Consider the following 18,463-nt stretch of genomic DNA (forward strand, 5'->3'; position numbering starts at 1 on the left):
GCCGGCTCCACCACCGGCGCGGCCACCGACACCACGCCCGAGAAAGCCACCCCCGCCAGCGCCACCCCCGAGAGCGCCAGCCGCTGGTGGGCCCGCAACAAACCCCACCACAGCGACATCGAAAAAGGCATCCGCGCCCTACTCCACGAACGCCTCGACGAACTCATCGACCCACCACCGTTCTGACCTGACCGCGCAGTTTGCGGCGCAGTAGCTGGGTGCCGGGCCCTCACCCCTCCAGTCGAGTCACCACGCCGCGGTCGCCGTCCACTCGTACGCGGTCGCCGGTGCGCAGCGTTCGGGTGGCGTCGATGGTGTTGACCACGCATGGCAGGCCGTACTCGCGGGCGACCACCGCGCCGTGAGAGACAGAACTGCCGATATCAGTGACCAGCGCCGCGATCACCGTGAAATACGGAGTCCAGCCCACGTCCGTCACGGGCGCGACCAGGATCTCACCGGGCTGCACCTCCCGGGCATCGACGATCGACCGGGCCACCCGCACCACGCCCGCCACCGTTCCGCGGCTCGCCGGACGGCCCACGATCTCGCCGCCCGCAGCCTCGCGGGGCGGCCGGGCGATCAACGCAGTCGGCCGACCCACCGACACGTCCGGGAACTCGAGCGCGTCCTGGAACGCCAGCGCCTTCGGACGCTCGACAGCCTGTGCGACCAACTCCTCCGGGGAGGCCGACACGCTGCCGTCCGAGCCGTGACTCGCGAGCCCGCCGGTCACCGGGCCCGGCGCGCCGACGATCCGCGCCAGCTCGGGCCGGTCGAAGAAGAACACCAGATCCGCATCGGGCAGCCGCCCGGACGCCGAGAGCACCTCGCCCAGATGCCGATAACCGCGCTTCAAGGAGTGCGCCATCAGCGCCATCCTGGACTTGGTCTCCTCGCGGCCCCGCGCACCGGCCCGGGCCCACCGCGCAAGCTGGCGGATCACGGGTGACTCCGGCTCCGGGACCTCCGCGGTCTCGGACGCCCGCCCACCCCGCTCGAGCGTGGACCGCACCATGACCTGCATGATCGCGCCCAGCCCCTCGGGATCGTCGGCCCACGACGCGTCTCGCATACACAGCTCGCGATACCCGCGATGGCCATGGCGCGACAGGAACCGCCGCAGCGCGACGCCCCACCCGTCAGCCGAGGCGAGCACCGCCTCCACTGCCGCGCCGGGATCCGCTCCGAGAAACCGCTCGGTAGCGGCGGAGTCAGCAGCCAACGCCCGCACCACCGACTCGAGCTCGGCCAGCATGAGCGCACTCTCCACATCTGCGGCGCCGGCCATGAGCCGGGAGGCCTCGGCGCGGCCGTTGTCCTCGGTGCCGCCCGCGGCGACGGCCTGCCGCATGAGCACGCTCTCCAGCACGTTGGCCGCGACCGCCGCGCGAGATGACGACCGCACGTGCGTCAATGTCACCTCGCAGTACAGGTGCATCCCCGCCTCGAGTTGGCGCCACGCTTGTAGTGGGTCGCAGCCGGTGGGGACCTCGAACTCGCCGATCTGCTCGCCCAGACCCCGCACGGCCGGGCCCGCGGTGAGGGCGAACGTCGACAGGCGCACCGTGTTACCGAGTCGCCGCGGGAGCGGCTGCGGCGGTGTGGGCACGAGCTCGTCGACCACCCGCCCGCAGATCGACGTGGAGAACTGCTCCAGCGAATTGCCCAGCAGTCCCGAGCTCAGCGCGGTGCCCTCGGTGAGGTTGAGGAACATGTGCCCGGAGAAGTAGCCCACCTGTAGCCACGGTTGCTCGTAGCTCGGCTGCGCCCGGGCGACCACCTGGATCATCTGGTCGTCGTCGTCGCTCCTGTCGTCCGTCACGGACACGATCACCTCGGGCACCACCTCGAACTCCTCCTCGCTCCGCCCGGCGGCCGCCAGTCCCGCCCGCACGTTTGTCATCGTGTGCTCGCGGAGGAATCGCGTGGTGCCGAACGGCATCACGAGCAGCCCGTCGGCGACCTCGGCAGCCGCGCGGGTCAGGCGCGGGCCGAGAGCGCCGAGGTAGATGGGCGGCGGGCCGTACGGGCTGGGCGGCGGCACGAACGTCGGGGTCATGAGGGTGTGGCGGTAGAACTCGCCGCGGAAGTTCAGGCGCTCGCCGGTGGCCCACGTGTCGAAGATGGCCCGCAGCGCGCCGACCAGTTCCGTCATGCGATCGACGGGCCGGTCGAACCCGGTGCCGTAGCGCTTCTCGATCTGCGCCCGGATCTGCGTGCCCAGGCCCAGGATGAACCGGCCCTCGCTGAGCGTCTGCAGGTCGTGGGCCTGGTGCGCCAGCTGGATGGGATTGCGGGGAAAGGCGATCGCCACGTTGGACATCAGGTCCAGGCAGCCGACCTGCGAGGCCAACACGAGGGGGGTGAACACGTCGTGCGGTCCCTCGAAGGTGAAGACGCCGGACGCCCCGGCCTCCCTGAGCTCCTCGGCGCGCCGGACCGCGTCGGTGGGGGCGAACAGTGCCGTCATGACCTTCATGCGTGCGCCCCCGAGTCCGCGCCGGCCCCCGCGCCGTCGGTCCAGTCCGGGAACCCGGACGGGTGATGCGGGCCGATGACCCCGTGCTCGAACAGGCCCGCACCCTCGCGGGTGGTGCCGTCGGCCTCCGTGCACACCGCGTGGCCCACGTGGTCTATGAGACTGAATGCCGCGCCGGCCATGACCTGCGGGTCCGTGAGGTCGAAGGTCACGCGGTCGGTGAAGCCCTCGCCTTTCCAACTGCCGTGCGCCCACGTGGAATCGCCGCCGTAGCCGGAGCCGAACGCGATCGGCGCGTACAGCCGGGACTCGACCTCCAGGCGGATCTGCTCGCCCGCGCGGTTCATGAACTCCACACGCACGCCCGTCGGGATCCGGGTGCCGGGCGTGTACTCGACGGCCATGCGCACGCCGTCGAGCTGCTCGACCCGGCCGCCGGCCCAACGGCGGGTGCAGTCGTAGAGACTGCGGTGGCCGTCGGGGTCCTCCTGCAGGATGAGGAACAGCTGGAAGTCGTCGAACGCCAGCGGGAGATACAGCCACCACATGCCCCGGAAGGCCGTGTCGGGCCTGCCGGCCGGTTCGGCCTCGCCCACCGGGCGGATACCCCACGAGCGATCCCGGGCGGCCACCGACGAGTCGTGGGTGACCTCCAGCCTGTCGTCGTCGACCTCGATCCACCCCTCCCACGAGCCGACCTGAGCGAACCGGCTGGCCTGGAGCGTCACCCGCCGGTCGGTGAGCATGGAGTGCGGGTCCTCCAGCGCGGCGGGGAACAGGCCGCGCCACGTCAGGTCCGCGGCGATGCCCTCCGTTCGCTCGAGGGTCAGCCGGATCTCCCGCAGTGGCTCGATCACCTCCAGCCGGTACCCGCCGACGTGGGGGTTGAGGCGGTCTTCGTCGATGGCGTCGCTCATCCGCACCGCGGTCTGCGTGTCGCCGCGGCGGACCACGAAGTACGCGTCCTTCACGCCCAGGCGCGGGTAGTAGCCGATCCCGGTGAGCACCATGAAGCGGCCCTCGCGGTCCAACACGTTGAAGTAGGAGCGGTCGTAGAAGTTGCGGTCCGAAGTGGCCGGCCAGGTCAGGGGGGCGGGCGTCTGGTGGATGGGGAACTCGTCGAGAGGGCTCAGGTGCACGGGGCTCTCCCTGGGGTGCTGGGTGGCGGCGTCTCGCGGTCTCGCGTCGGCGGCGGGAATACGATGTGCGGCGTATCGGAACTAGGGTGAGACCATGACAGCAGACGGCGACACCGCGCGCGGCGGATCGGCGAAGTCCGCGCCCGGGCGGCCGCGCGACGGCCGGATCGACGCCGCGATCATCGCCGCCACCCGCGAGCTCATCCTCGAGACGGGCTACCCGGCGCTGACGCTGTCCGCCATCGCGGCGCGCGCCGGCACGACCACCGCCGCGCTGTATCGCCGCTGGTCGAGCAAGGCGCAGCTCGTCCACGAGGCGGTGCTCGAGGCGGAGGTGATCCCGGCGTTCGAGCTACCCGACGGCGCGGGCGGCGGGGCTGGTGCCGCTGTCGGGGACCCGCAAGCCGACATCCGCGCGCTCGTCGAGACGGTCCGCGTGCTGTTCGACCGGCCCGAGGTGCGCGTCGCGCTGCCCGGCCTCATCGCCGACACCGTGGCCGACGCCGACCTGCACGCCCGGATGATCGCCCGGCTCGCCGGCAACCTGCCCGCGTTCGAATCGCGCTTCGGTCGGGCCCGCCGGAGCGACGACCACCTGCCCGTGCTGGCGGAGGTCGTCGCGGGCGCGGCGATCTTCCGGCTGCTGGTGAGCCCTGACGCCGCGCTGGACGACGAGTGGGTCGAGGAGCTGACCGCGCTCATCACCGGGCGGTGGCAGGCCGGCGGCTGAGGCGGGAGCCGGTCAGGAACCCGCGATCGCCAGGATGATCCAGACCGGCAGCCACAACCCGAAGGTCAGCAGCGTGAGGATCAGGTGCAGGGCGTGGTTGACGCGCCTGACCTGCCCGCCGTGCACGTACACCGTCTGCTGCATGGGCGGGTAGCCGAACTGCGGCGGGTAGGGGCCCTGCGGGAACTGGTGCGGCGCCACGTGCAGGTGCTGCGGGATGTACTGATCGGCGTACCCGAACTGCTGGCCGGGGCCATACGGGGCGGTCGGACCGTAGGGCGCGGCGGGCGGCATGCCGTACGGGAACCCACCCTCGTGGGCCAGTGGCTCGGGCGGTCGCGCGTACGGCTGGGCCGGCTGGTGCGGATGGGCGAAGCGCTGGGGTTCGTAGCGCTGGGGTTCATGCTGCTCGGCGGGCGGGAACTGCGCCGTGGGGAACTGCTCGGTGGGGAATTGCTCGGTGGGGTTGGCCTGCCCCGGCATCTCGGACCGGTCGAGCCAGTCCTCGGACCACGGCCCGTCCGGTCGCCGCGCGTACTGCTCGTTCATGCTGGCTCGATTCGAGGGGTCGCTGGCGGGATGGGACGCCCTCCAACATAACCCCCAACACCGCCCCGTTGACACCGGTCAAGGCCGATCTCAGGGTCGAATCCGGGTCACCCTGAGGGGCCGCGGTGCGGATCCGGGGGGCGGCAGTGTGAATCTCGGGAACATTCCGGTCCGCCACCCATCCGGAATGCGGGGGCCTCCGAATCCTGTATAGACGCCCAGACAGGAGATCCATCATGAGCACGGTCCCCGCACGTCGCCGCAGCACGATCACGACGGTCGCCCTCGCCGGCCTCGGCCTCACCGCCGCGACCCTCGCGTTGGGGACGGGACTGCTGACGATCGGGTCGTCGTTGAACGCCACCGTCGCATCCGCCGAACTCGCCGCCGGAGCCGCACTGATGTCCCGCACCACCTGGATGCTGCCCGCCCTGTTCACCGTCATGGTGTTCGCGGGAATGGTCGTCGCCGTTCACCTGATCGGCGGTCGCAGACGCCCGCAGACCACCGAGGCCCGGGTGCGCACCCGCGACAACGAGCCCCACCCCGCCATCCCGTTCGAACTCCGTGCTCCGGACCGGGCCGTCGCCGAGGCCACCCGCGGACTGTTCCGCCACATCGACTCCTGAATCGGATCCCGGGGCGGGATGACCTCGTCGTCGTCGTACCTTTGTCCGGCACACCCCGCCGGTGCCACGATGGGCGCATGGCGAAAAAGGACAAGCGGTTCGAGAAGATCCATTCCGAGTCGATGGGGTTCGGCGGGACCGCGGAGATCCTGCGTGACACCCGCACCGGCGTCTGCTACCTGTGGCGCTCGGCCGGTGGGAGCGGGGGCGGGCTCACCGTGCTCGTCGACGCCCAGGGCAAGCCGCTGATCGAGTACGGGCTCTAGTTCGCCGCAGGTCAGCCCGCGCACGCCCCGCCGGTGCCGGAGGTCGAGCCGAGATCCGCACCCAGCTTCTCCGCGAGCCTCGGCGCGAGCCCGGTCGGGGTGGGCTGCGGACAAGTCGGCACGGTCGCGGGCGCGGTCGCGGACGTCAGCGAGGACCCGCCCGGCGGCGCGGCGGAATGCGCCGTGGTGGTCGCCGAGACGGCCCCGGGATCAGGGGTCGGGCAGGCGGCGGGGACCCGGATGATCACGGACGCCGAACCGTCGCCGTCGCCGACGCCGCCCCGGTCTTCCCCGGTGGCGCGGGCGCCCTTCGGGTCGCGCTCGGCCTCGGAGTCACCGGCGTTCGGGCCCGGATCGGCGACGGTCGACCGCAGCCGATCGTTCCAGGCCCAGCGGCACCAGGAAGAACAGGCCGAGGAGGAGCGCCACACCCAGGACGGCCCAGCCGAGCCCCGGAGGGGAGGCCGGGCGCGGAGCGCCTTTTGTGGTGCCGTGAGCCGGGGAAGGGGTCTGCCGGGTGGCGGCGTTGTCTCCGACAGGGCGGCGATCTCCGTGTCTGGACCGCCTGAAGCCGACCATCGTGTCTCCCTCGGCAAGGCACCGCCGCGGATCGGCTCTGTGCGACTGCGGGAGACACTCACCACCCCTTCTCCCAGCAGTACCATCGCCGAGAGTTTGGTAAGCGTTACTTCACGATCTCGGATGACGTGGCCTGCGAACAGGGAGGCTGGAAGTGACCGCCGGTCCAGACGGCTCGCGCGGCTGCCACCCGGGGGCGCTGTTGATCGTGAGCTCAGCCGATCGCGGCGAGCAGGTCGGCGCAGGCCTTCTCGCAGCGGCGGCAGGCCTGGGCGCAGTGCTTGCAGTGCTCGTGCATCTCGGCGTGCTGCTCGCAGTCGTCGGCGCAGGCGGCGCAGGCCGTCCGGCACGCCGTCAGCTGCGCCTTGACGACCTCGAGGTTGCTGCCGGTCCGGCGGCTCAGCAGGGCGGCGGTGGCGGCGCAGACATCCGCGCAGTCGAGGTCGGTGCGGATGCAGTCGCGCAGGTCGGCGACGGACTCCTCGGCGAGGCACGCGTCGGCGCACGACGTGCAGGTGGTGGCGCAGGACGCGGCCGCGTCGATGGCCTCGGCGAGCAGGTCCACGTCGAGGCCGTCGGTCGGATTCGGATGGGACGTGATCATCTCGGAAGTGCTCATACCCCCACGCTACTGATCCCGCCCGGTGGCGCAAGGCCTGAGATCAAGACGATATAACGCTTGGTGGGGGGCTTGGAGGTGTCCTTTAGGATCGGGGCGCAGGCCGCGCGAGCCCTCGCGCGAACCCGTCGATCAGGTCCGCCACGTAGGTGCCGTGCGGGGGGCCGACCTCCGGGGGATCGCAGGCCCGCGCCGCGAGTTCGGCGGTGAGCATGACGATGAACTGCCGGACCCGGTGGCGGGCCAGGTCCGGGCCGCACGCCGCCGTCGCGGCCGCGACCAGCATCTCCAGCTGATCCTGCAGTGCGGTGTCCGCGACCGGACCGGTGCTGACCGTCCGGCCCACCTCCGCGAGCGCTCCCAGCTGGCCGATCACCCGGAGCGTCCAGCGGCCCTCGTCGTCGTCCAACAGGTCCGCCAACGGGGACACCACCGCCCGCACGATCTCGGCGAGGTCGGGCGGCGACGACACCCACGTTCGCAGGTCCGCGCGTCGCTCGGCCTCCATCCGCAGGACGCCGCGGTCCAGGACCTCCCGGAGCAGTCCCGCGCGGCCGCCGAAGTGGTAGTTGATCGCGGAGTCGTTGCCCTGGCCGGCATCGGCGACGATGTCGCGGACCCGTGCCGTCCGCCAGCCGTCCGAGGCGAAGCGGCGCAGTCCGGCTAGGTAGAGAGCGTCGCGGGTGGCCGTGGCGCGTGGGGTGGTGGAGCGCGGGGTGGTGGAGCGTGGGCTAACGGGGCGGGGCACGCGCTCGAGTCTAGAGGGGCCCTTCCCATTGTTTAACAGTCCGTGTTAAATGGTGCCATGACCCCGCGCGCCATGCCTCAGCCCGCCATGACCCAGCAGCCGGCGACGGCCCCCATGTTCGACCCGTTCGACCCCGCGCACCTCGCCGACCCCTACCCGGGCTACCGGCTGCTGCGCGAGACCGATCCGGTGCACCATCACCGCGGCGACGGCACCACCGCCCACCCCGACTTCTGGGCGCTGTCCCGCTACGCCGACGTCGACGCCGCCGTGTGCGATCCCGGGACCTTCTCCTCCGCCAGCGGGCTGACCTTCTACCGCGACGAGATCGAGAAACTGGGGCTGGCCCCGACCATCGTCATGATGGACCCGCCCGAGCACTCCGGGAAGCGGCGGCTGCTGGCCAAGGCGTTCTCCCCGAAGCGCGTCGCCGCCACCGAGCCGCAGATCCGCGACTTCGTCCGTGGGCGGCTGGCGGAGATGGCCGAGAGGTACGACGACGACGAGGTGGTCGATCTCCACCGCGACTTCAGTGCGCAGATCCCGACGTTCGTGCTGGCCCACCTGTTCGACCTGCCGGCACCGGACCGCCCGCTGTTCGGCCCGTGGGTCAGTGCGCTGACGACCCTGCAGGAGGAGGGGTTCCGCCCGGCCGGCCTCGAGGGCGGGGCGGTGGACGCGGTGGCGGAGATGTTCGCCTACTTCGGTGAACTCATCGCCGAGCGGAGAGCCCACCCGGGTGACGATCTCATCTCCGCTCTGGCTCAGGCCGAGATCGAGGGCGAGCGGCTGGACGACTGGGACATCCTCGGCTTCTGCTTCGTCATCGTCGCCGGCGGCAACGACATCACCGGCAACCTCATCTCGCACACCGTCGCGCTGCTCGACTCCCATCCGCGGCAGCGGGAGTTGCTCGCGGCCGACCCCGGGCTGATCCCCGGCGCGCTCTCGGAGTACCTGCGCTTCGAGTCGAGCGTGCAGGCGCTCGCGCGGACGACCACCCGCGAGGTGACCGTCGGCGGGACGACGATCCCGGCGGGGGAGAAGGTGATGATGCTCTACGGCTCGGCCAACCGCGACGAGCGCGAGTTCGGTCCGACCGCCGGGCAGCTCGACATCACGCGCGAGATCAGCGGGCACCTCGGGTTCGCCCGCGGCCCGCACTTCTGCATCGGCTCGCACTTCGCGCGGCTCCAGGCACGCATCGCGGTGGAGGAGCTCTACGCCGCGCACCCGACGGTCGGGGTCGACCGGGACTCGGCGGTTCGGGCGCTCTCGCCGTTCACCCGGGGGTTCGTCTCGCTCCCCGCGACGGGCCTGGCCTGACCTGACCTAACCTACGGCTGGGCATCAGTCGTGGTCGGGGCGTCTGCGGTTGCGCTTGATCTCGGCCCGGCGGCGTTCATGCTGGACACGTCGCCGCTGCGAACCGCGGGTGGGTCGGGTCGCACGCCTGGCGACCGGCGGCGCCACCGCTTCGCGCAACAGCTCTCCGAGGCGCTGGCGTGCCGTCGCCCGGTTGCGTCGCTGCGACCTGTTCTCCTCGACGCTGACGGTGAGGACCGTGCCGGACAGTTTCGGGGCGAGGGTGCGCAGGGCCCGTTCGCGCTGGACCTCGTCCAACGCCGTCGTGGTGCCCAGGTCGATGCTCAGCTGCACGCGCGAATCGGCGGTGTTGACGTGCTGGCCGCCGGGGCCCGACGACCTCGAGAAGCGCTCGACCAGGTCTCCCGCCGGCACCGTGAGGCCACGGGGCGCGCCGGGCCCCGGAGTCACGCGCAGGCCGTCCATGGAGCCAGTATCCCGCACCGACGATCGCGGTCGGGAACCCGACAGCAGTCCGGACGTCAGTCGAGCTGCTCCTGCGGCAGGTCGGCATCCGTGCCCGCCGCCCGGCGCTCGTCGACCAGACGGGGCTCGACCCGCTTTGAGGGATGGAACCCGGCCTTGTCCGCGTAGAAGGCGCGGATCCGGTCCATGTCCGCGGCCACGTCGCCGGTCAGATCGATCGTCGGGCCGAGCCCGGTCGTCATGGTGCTGCGATCGACGTAGCCCAGCGTCACCGGCATGCCGGTTTCGCGGGCGATCCGGTAGAAACCCGACTTCCAGTGCGTGTGCCCGCCGCGGGTGCCGTCCGGGGCGACGACCAGGCCGAACGTCTCGCCCGCGTGGACCTGCCCGACCACGTCCTCGACGACCCGGGCGGGGTTCGCCCGATCGACCGGAACCCCACCGAGCGCCCGCATGATCGGCCGGCGCCACCCGGTGAAGAGGCTGGCCTTGCCGAGCCAGTGCATGTCGATGCCCAGTCGCCAGGCGATACCGAGCATGAACACGAAATCCCAGTTGGACGTGTGCGGTGCGCCCAAGAGCACCGTGGGTCGATCCGGAGCCGGTCGGGTCGACAACTCCCAACGGCTGAAGAACCAGAAGGCGCGGGAGACGAGGCGGCGGATCACCCCGTCACCCTAGGCCACCGCCGGGTGCGGCGGAGGGGGTCGAGGCCGGACGGGAAATCAACACACAATCGACGCAGTTACACTGCGAATATAACGATATAGTCATCTTTACGACGGCATCGTCGATCCAGACGAGTGTCGTGTCACCTACTCCTGAGGAACCGCTATGGGTGCTCCGCAACCCGCTCCGTCCCACTCCGATCCGAACCCCGGCTCGACGGCCCCGCCCAGATCCGGGCAGGGGACCCGTCCACTCAACTGGATCATGCTCGTCGCCGGGGTGCTGCTCACGGCGCTGGGCCTGGGACTCACGGCGGCCGGCATCCTGCTCGCCGCAGCAGAGGCCTCACAGCGGGACGGGCGGTATGCGTACACCGAGACCGAGCAGTTCCGCTCGGTCGGCAACGCGATCATCACGGCCCCGTTCACCCTCGACCTGGACGGGGAGCAGGCCGCCTCCTCGGGCGCAGTCGATCTCGAGGACCTGATCAGCGTCCGGGTCCGCGCCACCCCCGTCGTCCCGGGACAACGGGTGTTCCTCGGCATGGCGCCCGCCGATGCCGTCGACGAGTATCTCCGGGACGTGCCCCACGCCGTGTTCGGCACCGACCCGTGGGCCGACGGCTATGGCATGGACGCCTCGGACTGGACCGGCCGATCAGGCTCGAATGACGACGTCGACGAGGTCCCCGGGACGCGAGTGCCGGGCCCTCCCGCCGACGAGCGGTTCTGGGAGCGCTCTGTTACCGGCTCCACCCAGCAGACCCTCAATGTGGATCTGCAGTCCGGGAACTGGGTGATCGTCGTGATGAACAGCGACGGCAGCCGCCCGGTGTGGGTGGACGTGCAGGCGGGGGCCCACACCGAGTTGTTAGGATTCGCGAACCCGGCCACGCTGATCGCCGGGATCGTCGGTCTGGTGCTCGGGATCCCGCTGATCCTGCTCGGTGCCGCCGGGCTGGGTCGCGACGTCGAGCGTCGACATCCGGGCGTCGCTGACGCTGCGGGTGCCGATGTCACGGGCAGGTTGACCGGCCCCGATCCGCTGCGGCTGACCGGCCATCTGGATCCGGGCGTCTCCCGCGCACTGTGGCTGATCAAGTGGGCGCTGGCCATTCCGCACTACATCGTGCTGGCGGTCCTGGGCTTCGCCGCGGTCGTGGTCACGGTGGCCGCGGGCCTGGCGATCCTGTTCACCGGCCGCTACCCGCGCTCGTGGTTCTCCTTCATCGTGGGCGCGATGCGGTGGCACTGGCGGGTCGGCTTCTACGCCTACGCCGCCCTGGGCACCGACCGGTACCCGCCCTTCGCGCTGGGCCGGGCGGACTACCCCGCCGATCTGGACGTCGTCTACCCCGAACGTCTGTCGCGGGGTCTCGTGCTGGTCAAGTGGTGGCTACTGGTGATCCCGCACCTGCTGATCGTCGGCATCATCACCGGCAGTGGCGCGGCGGCGGTCGACGCCTCGACCGACAACGACGGCATCAGCGTCGGCTTCACCCTGCTGGGACTCCTGGTGCTGATCGCCGCGATCGGCCTGCTGTTCACCGGGCGCTACCTGCCGGGCCTGTTCGCACTGAACGTCGGCCTCAACCGCTGGGTCTACCGGGTCGCGTCGTACGTTCTGCTGCTGCGCGACGAGTACCCGCCGTTCCGCCTCGACCAGGGGCCGACCGAACCGGCACCCGCCGCCGAGCACGCCACACCCGCCGAGTACGCCACACCCGACGGGCCTGCCTACCGCTGAGGGGCCGGGCGGGGGCCTCAGCGGTCGCCGGTGATGACGCGGGCCAGCAGATCCGCCAGCCGCTCGTCGATGCCCTCGCGATCGGCCTCGGGGATGTCCAGCGCGTCGAGCAGCGCGCCCCGGAGCACGGGCCAGGCGTACACGGCGGTGAAGACCAGCAGCAGCTCGACGTCGCCGGCGGGCGGGGGAGAGGTCATCCGCCGCAACGCGGCCGCCGGACGCTGCGACGGGTCGAGCATCGGCGGGAACGCCGCCTCGCGGTCCAGGGCCAGCCACGCGAGCAACCGGCTGATCTCCGGGTGCGACGAGGCTCCCAGCAACATCCCGCGCGCGGCCTCACCGGCGTCGTCGAGGTCCTCCAGGCGGGCGGCACCGTAACGCACCGCATCCTGCATCACCTCGGTGAGCAGCGCGTCCTTGCGCCCGATGTGCCGGTGGATCAGGCCGAGATTGACCTGCGCCGCGTCGGCGATATCGCGCAGCGGGACGTTCGGACCGCGATCGGACAGCAACCTGCGGGCCTCCCGCATGACCGCCGAGCGGACCTCGTCGCGGCCGGTCGGGCGTGTGGGGGACGGGCTGCCCGCGTTGTCGTCGTCGCCACGGTTGTCGTCGCCACTGCTGCCGTCCCCGTTCGGGGCGCCTGGCGCGCCTCCGACGGCATTCTTCCCGGTTTCCATTCCCGAACTGTACACAATTGACTACAGTCGCTGCTGTGCGCGCGACACGCGCGCCCCGACCCCCTGCGAAAGGCCAGCGATGAGCACTCCCGACCGCCGCGACGACATCGACGCCATCAAGTCACTCAAGTACCGCTACCTCCGCTGCGTCGACCTGCGGCTGTGGGACGAGCTCGCCCAGACGCTCGCGCCCGACGTCACCGCGTCCTACGGTAAGCGCCTGTCCTACACCGGCCGCGACGAGGTGGTCTCCGGACTGCAGGGTCAGATGACGAACGACGTCATCACCGAGCACCAGGCCCACCACCCCGAGATCGAGGTCGACGGCGACACCGCCACCGGCCGCTGGTACCTGCAGGACCGGGTGATCGTCCCCGCCTTCGACACGATGATCTTCGGCAGTGCGTTCTACTCCGACACCTACGCCCGCATCGACGGGCGCTGGATGATCACGAAGACCGGCTACAAGCGCACCTACGAGGCGATGATCAACCTCAAGGACGTGCCCAGCTTCCAGCTCAACGACAACCACCTCGCACCGTCGAGCGCCGAGTAGCAGCACCGGGCACCGGTAGGGGGTCGGACGGACCGTCATGGAGCTGATCTGGGTCGCGGCCGGGTGCGTGGCAGTGGCCTCGGTCATAGGAGGGATGACCGGATTCGGCACGTCGCTCATGGCGACCCCGTTCATGCTCATGGCGGGCATCGGCCTGACCGAGACGGTCGTGGTCAATCTCGTGGTGGCGCTGGTGACGAGGGTGGGCGTCACCTACCAACTCCGCCAGCACATCGAGTGGCGACGCGTCGCCATCCTCGGCGGGGCGAGCCTCCCGGGTGCCTGGCTGGGCGTGCAGACCGTGAGCATGCTGCCCGAAGAGCACCTCAAACCGGCGGCGGGGGTCATCACCATCCTGTGTGGGCTGGCCATGGCACTTCCGACCGCACGCGTCGCGCGCCCGCCGTCGGCCCGGCTCACCGCGGTCACAGGCGCTATCGGCGGCTACTTCTCCACCACCACCTCACTCAACGGGCCGCCCGTGGTGCTGCTGCTCAGCCGCGCCAGGCTGCCCCCACTGAGCTTCATCGCCGACCTCGCCGGTTACTTCGTCGTCACCAGCATCGTGTCCCTGGCGCTGTTGTGGGCGGGCACGGACGTCGACCTGCGGGAACTGACGCCCATGCTCGCGGCCTCCGTCGTCGTCGGAGTGGCGTTCAACCAGCTCGGCATCGCGATCGCCACACGTCTGCCGACCCACGTGTTCCGCTCGTCGGTGATCGCCCTCGTGGTGGTCGCCGGCCTCGTCACCATCATCACGGCGTGATCGCCGCCCACCGAGATCCCGATCAACCACGGAGGACCCCATGACCGAGAACACCCAGAACACGCCCGGGGCGGGCACCGACCAGCCGGGCGCGGCCGCACAGTCCGGCGCCGACCGCGACAACCGCCTGGCCGGCAAGGCCGCGATCGTCACCGGCGGAGGACAGGGCGTCGGCCGCGGCATCTCGCTCGGCCTCGCCGAATCAGGCGCGGCGGTCCTGCTGGTCGGTCGCAGGATGCACAAGCTCGAACGCGTCGCCGAGGAGATCCGCTCCGCCGGCGGCACCGCCGAGTGCCTCGCCGCCGACATCGTCACCGACGGTGCACCGGAACAGATCATCGCCACAGCCGTAGAGCGCCTCGGCGGGGTGGACATCCTCGTCAACAACGCCAACATGGCCATGCCCCTGCCGCTGTCCGACTACCCGGACGACGACTTCCGCAAGGCCTTCGAGGGCGGCCCCCGCGTCTCGCTGACCCTGATGAAGCTCGCCCGGCCTGAGATGGCCAAGCGCGGAGGCGGCACGGTCATCAACCTCGTCACCTCCGCCGCCGTGCGCTGGGACGCCGCCAACTACGGCATCTATTCCGCAGTGAAGGAAGCCGTCCGCGCCCTCACCCGCGCCGCCGCCTACGAGTGGGCCGCCGAGGGGATCCGCGCGCTCAACGTGGCCCCGCACGCCCACAGCCCCGGGCTCGACTGGTGGATGGAGAACAACCCGGAGGAGGCCGCCGAGTTCGTCGCGGGCATACCCGCCGGCCGGGTGGGCGACCCCCTCGCCGACATCGGCCGCCCCGTCGCCTGGCTGTGCTCCGGCGAGGCCTCGTATCTGAGCGGTGCGACCATCCCGTTGGACGGCGGCCAGTCCCGCTGGGGCTGACCTCGTCGTCGTCGTCGCCCCCCCCGACCCACCGCCGTCGCCTGACGCCCCGCACCGAGAGGCCCCCGCAATGACCGACACCCCCGCCGCCACCGGCGGCACCGACACCCCCGGCCGCGACGCGCTCGCCCTGGCCGCCGACATCGCCTCCGGCGCCACCACCGCCGCCGAGGTGCTCGAGGACGCCATCGCGCGCATCGAGGCCCTCGACCCGCAGCTGAACGCGATGGTCGCCACGCGCTTCGACGCCGCGCGCGCCGAGGTCGAGGCCGGGTTGCCCGACGGCCCGCTGCGCGGCGTGCCGATCGTCATCAAAGCCCTCGGCACCGACGTGGCCGGCCTGCCCGCCGCCGACGGCTCACGGCTGTTCGCCGACGTCGTGGCCGACGTGGACAGCACCGTGGTCCAGCGCTACAAGGCCGCCGGGATGGTGGTGCTCGGCACGACCAACGTGCCCGAGATGGGCAAGACCACCACCACCGAATCGCTCCTGCACGGGCCGTGCCGCAACCCGTGGGACACCGCGCACTCCACCGGCGGGTCGAGCGGCGGATCGGCGGCGGCCGTGGCCGCGGGCATGGTCCCGGTCGCCCACGGCACCGACGGCGGCGGGTCCATCCGCATCCCCGCCGCGATGTGCGGGCTCGTGGGACTCAAGCCCAGCCGCGGCCGCGTGCCCACGTGGCCGCACCCCGACGCGCTGTCGTCGCCCCTGTCCTACCACCACGCTCTGACGACGACCGTCCGCGACAGCGCCGCGCTGCTCGACGCCGTTGCCGGCCACCGCCCCGGCGACGCCTACGGGGCCCCCACGCCGCCGCGGCCCTTCCTCGACGAGGTCGGCGCCGACCCCGGCCGCCTGCGCATCGGGCTGCTGCGCGTCGCGCCCGGACCGTTCCCCACCGACCCCGCGTGCACCGCCACCGTCGACCGCACCGCCGCGCTCCTGGGGGAGCTGGGCCACGAGGTGCGCGAGGTGGAGCTCGACCTGGACGTGATGGAGGTGATGTCGGCGGTGGGTGCCATCATGGGCGCCCAGCTGCGCGCGACCGTCGACGCGCGGCTCGCCGCGCTGGGGAGGGAGCTCGACGACGACGACATCGAGCCCTGGACCACGGTGATCCTCGACAACGCCATGACCCACTCCGCGCCCGACGTCGCGCGGGCCCTGCAGACCGCACACCGGACCGGCTGGCGCGTGGCCGAGCAGTTCGGGCCGGACGGCGTGGACCTGCTGATGCTGCCGACGCTGCCCACGACCACACCGGAGTTGGGCTACCTCGACGTGACGGACCCGGGGTCGATGTGGACCCGGTCCTCCGCGTTCTCCGTCTGCACCAGCATGTTCAACCTCTCCGGGCAGCCGGCGATCTCCCTTCCGCTCGGCGCCGACGACCGCGGCCTGCCCGTGGGCGTGCAGCTGGTCGCCGACTACGCCCGGGAGGACCTGCTGCTGCGGCTGTGCGGGCAGCTCGAGGCCGCCGCGCCCTGGCAGCGTGTGGCGCCGGGGTACGACGGGTGGTGACGGGCCCGGCCAGACGAGTGGCCTGAGCTGGCCCGCGTCCGGGGCTTCTGGGCTCCTGGGTTCCTGGGCTCCTGGGCTCCCGGCACGCCTGGCATCTGCTCCCGCGCCTGGCGTCTCGCGCTCGGTGTTGGCTTCCCGCGCTCGCCGGAGTGCGCCCATCTCGGCGCAGCCGCCCCCTGGCATGGCGTCTCGCTCCCGGAAATGCACGGGATCTCACCAGCCGCTCCTGGCCGTGGCGTCTCGCCCACCCCGCGGTGCGCGCGAGACGCCACGTTGGGGCGCGGCTGTGAGCGGCGCGGCTGTGAGCGGCGAGGCTGCTGTCCGCCTGGCCCGCCCGCCCCACCCCGCCTCGCGCCACCCCGGACAGCCGACGGCCCCGGATCCCGTGGAGATGTCTCCGGGATCCGGGGCCGTCGGTGTTCGAGAGGCGGGCGGGCCGCGCGATTACTCCTGGACGAACGCCCCGTCGAAGAACATCGTGGAGTAGAGGCTCGGCGAGACGCCCTTGACGGAGTCGTCGACCACCACGTACTCCTGCGCATTGGCCATCACGGCGAACGGCACGACCCGGTTGTAGACCTCCTGCAGGTCGGTCGCCGCGGCCTTCTGCGCCTCGAGGTCGCCGGCGGCCTTGAACGCGGTCACGGCCTTCGTGAGCTCGGGGTCGTCGACGCCCGGGATGTTGAGTGAGCCACCGGGGGTCATGGCGCTGGCGAAGGTGGAGGCCGGGTCGGCGTCCGAGGGGGACAGCCCGCCGATGACGGCCTCGTAGTCGCCGGTGAACTGGCGGGCCACGACCTGCGCGACCGGCTGGCTCTGGATGGTGACGTTGAAGCCCGCCGCGTCGAGCAGCGCCTTCACCGCCACGCCGGACTCCATGTTCTCCGGGCTGTCCGCCACGAGCAGGGTGAGCTCGCCGTTTCAGTCCGGACGGTCGGCCTTGACCTCGTCGATGAGAGCGGTGGCCTGCTCGACGTCGAACTCGGGGCCCTGCTGCCCGTCGTAGAAGCGTGAGGACTCCGCGATGATGGCGGACGTGGGCTGGCCGAGACCGCCGGTGAGGCGCTGATCGATGAGCTCCCGGTCGAGCGCCATGGCGAACGCCTGACGGGCCCGCTCGTCGGTGAGGACGCCGTCGTATCCGGCGTTACCGGCGTTGAGGTTGACGATGGAGCCGGCGCTGGTGGATGGTCTCGAAACCCCGGTCGCCGGCGTCCTGGGCGGCGGTGACGGTCTTGGCGCCCCGCAGGAACCCGACCTGGACCTCGCCGGTCTGGAACGCCTCGTAGGTGCCCTGGGAGCCGGGGATACGGATGAACTCGAGGGTGGGGCAGACGGGACCGCCGTAGTAGTCCGGGTTGGGCTCCAGCACCAGCTCCTGGTCCGGGATGTACTCGGAGACCGTGAACGCGCCGGCACCGATCGGATTGCGGGCCCACTGGGCGGGGTCCGCGGCCTCGTAGGCGTCCTTGGGGATTACCTCGCCCGCGGTCCCGGCCAGCAGGATCGGGAAGCCGGCCCACGGCTCGGTGAGCGTGAACTCGACGGTCAGCGGGTCCACCACGCGGGCCTGCTCCACCTGCATCGCGTCGGTCATCGCGTTGGAGACGTTCTTCGGGTCCTTGTGGAGGTCGATCGTGAACGCGACGTCCTCGGCGGTGAGCGGATCGCCGTTGGAGAAGGTGACGCCGTCGCGGAGCGTGAGCGTCCATACGGTGTTGTCGTCATTCGCCTCGAGCGACTCGGCCAGCTTGGGCTCGAACTCGGCAGCCTCGGGGTTCCACCGCATGAGGCGGTCGTAGACGGCCGCGGACTCGGTGGCCCCGCGGACACCGAACTGGCCCTGGCCGGGCGCGAACGAGGGGAGCATCGCGTACTCGCCCATGGTGATGGTGCCGCCGACGCGGTCGGCGGTGCAGCGCTCGGACTGGTCCGGGGCGGTGGCGCCGGAGGCCGAGGCGGTGGGATCGGCTCCGCCTCCTCCGCATGCGGTGAGCGCGAGGGTGGTCGCGGCGAGGACGGCCAGGGCGCTGGTGGCGCGGGTCATCTGTTCTCCTGATCGTGAGGGGCGGCGGGCCGGTCGGCCCACCGCTCATAGGTGTTTCCGGC

19 protein-coding genes and 2 pseudogenes are annotated in these 18,463 nt (G+C 71.5%); 10 read left to right on the forward strand and 11 right to left on the reverse strand.

Annotated features, from left to right (window positions below):
* Window positions 1–186 (forward strand): annotated as a pseudogene (locus Q2K20_RS03235) (HNH endonuclease); the annotation flags it as partial.
* A gap of 43 nt (window positions 187–229) precedes the next feature.
* Here the strand turns inward: Q2K20_RS03235 and Q2K20_RS03240 are convergent.
* Window positions 230–2,482, reverse strand: coding sequence for a TIGR03617 family F420-dependent LLM class oxidoreductase (locus Q2K20_RS03240; protein WP_269502150.1), 2,253 nt, complete (start codon window positions 2,480–2,482; stop codon window positions 230–232).
* Window positions 2,479–3,621, reverse strand: coding sequence for a hypothetical protein (locus Q2K20_RS03245; protein ID WP_269502149.1), 1,143 nt, complete (start codon window positions 3,619–3,621; stop codon window positions 2,479–2,481). The genes Q2K20_RS03240 and Q2K20_RS03245 overlap by 4 nt, the downstream gene beginning before the upstream one ends.
* Window positions 3,622–3,715: 94 nt before the next feature.
* Between Q2K20_RS03245 and Q2K20_RS03250 the strand changes: the two genes are divergently transcribed.
* A complete protein-coding gene (locus tag Q2K20_RS03250; protein ID WP_269502146.1) occupies window positions 3,716–4,351 on the forward strand; it encodes a TetR/AcrR family transcriptional regulator in 636 nt (211 codons plus the stop codon).
* A gap of 12 nt (window positions 4,352–4,363) precedes the next feature.
* Here Q2K20_RS03250 and Q2K20_RS03255 read toward each other — a convergent pair whose 3' ends face one another.
* Window positions 4,364–4,900, reverse strand: coding sequence for a hypothetical protein (locus tag Q2K20_RS03255; protein ID WP_269502142.1), 537 nt, complete (start codon window positions 4,898–4,900; stop codon window positions 4,364–4,366).
* A 236-nt stretch (window positions 4,901–5,136) separates the two neighbouring features.
* Here Q2K20_RS03255 and Q2K20_RS03260 point away from each other — a divergent pair, with 236 nt between their 5' ends.
* Together Q2K20_RS03260 and Q2K20_RS03265 are read left to right on the forward strand one after the other, a co-directional pair.
* The gene (locus tag Q2K20_RS03260) at window positions 5,137–5,529 is read left to right on the forward strand and encodes a hypothetical protein (protein WP_132063113.1); all 393 of its coding nucleotides are present in this window, start codon (window positions 5,137–5,139) and stop codon (window positions 5,527–5,529) included.
* Between the two features lie 77 nt (window positions 5,530–5,606).
* Entirely contained in the window at window positions 5,607–5,795 is a 189-nt protein-coding gene (locus Q2K20_RS03265; RefSeq protein ID WP_067716403.1) for a DUF6440 family protein, read from the forward strand.
* A gap of 11 nt (window positions 5,796–5,806) precedes the next feature.
* On the opposite strand, the gene Q2K20_RS03270 is transcribed toward Q2K20_RS03265, so the two are convergent.
* The 3 genes from Q2K20_RS03270 to Q2K20_RS03280 form a co-directional block, all read right to left on the reverse strand.
* Window positions 5,807–6,226 carry a hypothetical protein gene (locus Q2K20_RS03270; RefSeq protein ID WP_269502139.1) on the reverse strand — a complete coding sequence of 140 codons (420 nt, stop codon included), beginning with the start codon at window positions 6,224–6,226 and terminating at the stop codon, window positions 5,807–5,809.
* Between the two features lie 362 nt (window positions 6,227–6,588).
* Window positions 6,589–6,993, reverse strand: a complete 405-nt coding sequence (locus tag Q2K20_RS03275; RefSeq protein ID WP_182634664.1) for a four-helix bundle copper-binding protein — start codon at window positions 6,991–6,993, stop codon at window positions 6,589–6,591.
* An 85-nt stretch (window positions 6,994–7,078) separates the two neighbouring features.
* Window positions 7,079–7,741 (reverse strand): TetR/AcrR family transcriptional regulator, encoded by a 663-nt coding sequence (locus Q2K20_RS03280; protein WP_269502133.1) that lies wholly within the window; start codon window positions 7,739–7,741, stop codon window positions 7,079–7,081.
* Between the two features lie 57 nt (window positions 7,742–7,798).
* Here Q2K20_RS03280 and Q2K20_RS03285 point away from each other — a divergent pair, with 57 nt between their 5' ends.
* Window positions 7,799–9,067 (forward strand): cytochrome P450, encoded by a 1,269-nt coding sequence (locus Q2K20_RS03285; protein ID WP_119193092.1) that lies wholly within the window; start codon window positions 7,799–7,801, stop codon window positions 9,065–9,067.
* Between the two features lie 24 nt (window positions 9,068–9,091).
* Here Q2K20_RS03285 and arfB read toward each other — a convergent pair whose 3' ends face one another.
* Window positions 9,092–9,532 carry an alternative ribosome rescue aminoacyl-tRNA hydrolase ArfB gene (gene arfB, locus Q2K20_RS03290; RefSeq protein WP_119193093.1) on the reverse strand — a complete coding sequence of 147 codons (441 nt, stop codon included), beginning with the start codon at window positions 9,530–9,532 and terminating at the stop codon, window positions 9,092–9,094.
* Window positions 9,533–9,588: 56 nt separating this feature from the next.
* A complete protein-coding gene (locus Q2K20_RS03295; protein ID WP_269502128.1) occupies window positions 9,589–10,200 on the reverse strand; it encodes a 1-acyl-sn-glycerol-3-phosphate acyltransferase in 612 nt (203 codons plus the stop codon).
* Between the two features lie 166 nt (window positions 10,201–10,366).
* On the opposite strand from Q2K20_RS03295, the gene Q2K20_RS03300 reads away from it, so the two are divergent.
* Window positions 10,367–11,947 carry a DUF4389 domain-containing protein gene (locus Q2K20_RS03300; RefSeq protein WP_253702044.1) on the forward strand — a complete coding sequence of 527 codons (1,581 nt, stop codon included), beginning with the start codon at window positions 10,367–10,369 and terminating at the stop codon, window positions 11,945–11,947.
* A 17-nt stretch (window positions 11,948–11,964) separates the two neighbouring features.
* Here the strand turns inward: Q2K20_RS03300 and Q2K20_RS03305 are convergent, their stop codons facing one another.
* Window positions 11,965–12,627, reverse strand: coding sequence for a TetR/AcrR family transcriptional regulator (locus Q2K20_RS03305; protein WP_082923917.1), 663 nt, complete (start codon window positions 12,625–12,627; stop codon window positions 11,965–11,967).
* 79 nt (window positions 12,628–12,706) lie between these two features.
* On the opposite strand from Q2K20_RS03305, the gene Q2K20_RS03310 reads away from it, so the two are divergent.
* From Q2K20_RS03310 to Q2K20_RS03325, 4 genes are all read left to right on the forward strand, one after another.
* Window positions 12,707–13,183: a nuclear transport factor 2 family protein gene (locus Q2K20_RS03310; RefSeq protein ID WP_067716422.1), complete on the forward strand. Its 477-nt coding sequence runs from the start codon at window positions 12,707–12,709 to the stop codon at window positions 13,181–13,183.
* A 37-nt stretch (window positions 13,184–13,220) separates the two neighbouring features.
* Complete coding sequence (locus Q2K20_RS03315) at window positions 13,221–13,949, forward strand: sulfite exporter TauE/SafE family protein (RefSeq protein WP_269502118.1); 729 nt, start codon at window positions 13,221–13,223, stop codon at window positions 13,947–13,949.
* 40 nt (window positions 13,950–13,989) lie between these two features.
* Window positions 13,990–14,829: an SDR family NAD(P)-dependent oxidoreductase gene (locus Q2K20_RS03320; protein WP_082923918.1), complete on the forward strand. Its 840-nt coding sequence runs from the start codon at window positions 13,990–13,992 to the stop codon at window positions 14,827–14,829.
* Window positions 14,830–14,899: 70 nt separating this feature from the next.
* The gene (locus tag Q2K20_RS03325) at window positions 14,900–16,354 is read left to right on the forward strand and encodes an amidase (protein WP_269502115.1); all 1,455 of its coding nucleotides are present in this window, start codon (window positions 14,900–14,902) and stop codon (window positions 16,352–16,354) included.
* 444 nt (window positions 16,355–16,798) lie between these two features.
* On the opposite strand, the gene Q2K20_RS03330 is transcribed toward Q2K20_RS03325, so the two are convergent.
* Together Q2K20_RS03330 and Q2K20_RS03340 are read right to left on the reverse strand one after the other, a co-directional pair.
* On the reverse strand, window positions 16,799–17,254 hold the full coding sequence (locus Q2K20_RS03330) for a hypothetical protein (protein WP_235027899.1): 456 nt from the start codon (window positions 17,252–17,254) through the stop codon (window positions 16,799–16,801).
* Window positions 17,255–17,275: 21 nt separating this feature from the next.
* A pseudogene (locus Q2K20_RS03340) lies at window positions 17,276–18,401 on the reverse strand (ABC transporter substrate-binding protein).
* Between the last annotated feature and the right edge of the window lie 62 nt (window positions 18,402–18,463).

Origin of the sequence: Dietzia sp. IN118 (assembly GCF_032905965.1) — a bacterium.
In the GTDB taxonomy this organism is placed as follows: domain Bacteria; phylum Actinomycetota; class Actinomycetes; order Mycobacteriales; family Mycobacteriaceae; genus Dietzia; species Dietzia kunjamensis.